This is a genomic window from Coriobacteriia bacterium, from assembly GCA_013334745.1.
In the GTDB taxonomy this organism is placed as follows: Bacteria; Actinomycetota; Coriobacteriia; order Anaerosomatales; family JAAXUF01; genus JAAXWY01.
The window spans coordinates 1-1,560 of the sequence record JAAXWY010000094.1 but is presented as its reverse complement, the minus strand read 5'-3'; the positions used below and the strand labels follow the sequence as shown (position 1 = coordinate 1,560).

At 66.2% G+C, this 1,560-nt stretch carries 2 protein-coding genes; both read left to right on the top strand.

Features of this window, described 5'->3' with window-relative positions:
• The coding region (locus HGB10_12130) for a TIGR00300 family protein (protein ID NTU72552.1) at positions 1-1,210 on the top strand (1,210 nt) is incomplete at its 5' end.
• Between the two features lie 31 nt (positions 1,211-1,241).
• On the top strand, positions 1,242-1,560 hold a 319-nt coding region (gene msrA / locus HGB10_12125; GenBank protein NTU72551.1), incomplete at its 3' end, for a peptide-methionine (S)-S-oxide reductase MsrA.

Genomic DNA, 1,560 nt, shown 5'->3' with positions numbered 1-1,560 from the left:
CTTCGAAGACGTCCGCATCGAGGGTCACCTCATCGATTCGGGCATCATGTCAGCCGTCATGGACCACATCATCGCGCTGGGCGGGGAGTTCGAGACGCTCACGTTCGACGTGGGGCGCACCAACGACGACGCCTCGGTCGCGATCATTCGCGTGCGCGCCGCCGACCGCGTGGTCCTCGACGAGATCCTGCTCGCCATCCAGGAGCACGGAGCCGTCGCATGCGAACCCGCCGATGTCGTGTGGGCGCCCGCACCGCTCGACGGCGTGTTCCCTGAGGGCTTCTACTCGACGACCAACCTCGAGACCGACGTCCGTATGAGCGGTGGCTGGGTGCACGTCGACAATCCCGAGATGGACCTCGGTGTGCGCGTCGACCCGCAGGCGTGTGTCGCAGAGGCGATTCCCATGGCCGATGTTCGCGGCGGCGACCTCTACGTCGTTGGTCACAACGGCATCCGCGTGCACCCGCAGGAGCGCCCGCGCGCGAGCCAGTCGTTCGAGTTCATGGCCAGCGCCGTCTCTTCCGAGAAGCCCAAGGCCCAGGTCGTTGCCGACGTCGCCCGCATGTTGCGCGAGACCCGGGATGCCGGCCGCGAGGTTATCGCGGTCGTCGGCCCCGCTGTCGTACACACCGGCGCGGCCGAGCACCTCGCGCGCTTGGTCGAGTTGGGCTACGTGAGCGTGCTGTTCGGCGGCAACGCCGTGGCGGTCCACGACATCGAGTCCGCGATGTTCGGCACCTCGCTGGGCGTCTCGATGACCGAGGGCACCCCCACCCATGGCGGGCACCAGCACCACCTTCGCGCGATCAACACGGTGCGCGGCTGTGGCTCGATCGCACAGGCGGTCGAACAGGGGCACATCACCAAGGGCCTCATGTACACGCTCGTGAAGTCCGGCACCCCGTTCGTGCTCGCGGGTTCCATCCGCGACGACGGCCCGCTTCCCGATGTCATCACTGACGCCATGGACGCCCAGCGCGAGATGCGCACCTACGCGCAGCGCGCCGGCGCATGCCTGATGCTCTCGACGATGTTGCACTCGATCGCCACTGGCAACATGCTTCCCGCAGCGGTCACCACCGTGTGCGTCGACATCAACCCAGCGGTCGTTACCAAGCTCTCAGATCGTGGTTCATGGCAGACAATCGGCGTCGTCACCGACGTCGGTCTGTTCCTCGAGCAGCTTGCCAACGAGCTGGAGGGGTAAGACCTTCCCACGACAACACGTGGGAGGACTCATGGCGACGATCTACTTCGCAGGCGGATGCTTCTGGGGTCTCGAGAAGTACTTCTCGGTGGTACGCGGGGTCACGAGTACGGATGTGGGCTACGCGAACGGCACCGTCGACGCTCCGACGTACGCTCAGGTCTGCACCGGGCGCACGGGATGCACCGAGACGGTCCGGGTCGATTACGACCCCGCGATCGCACCGCTGCCGTTCCTCATCGAGCTGTTCTTCGATGCGATCGATCCGACGACGCTCAACCGCCAGGGCAACGACCGGGGCACGCAGTACCGCTCCGGCATCTACTACATCGACGAGGCGCACAGGGCGA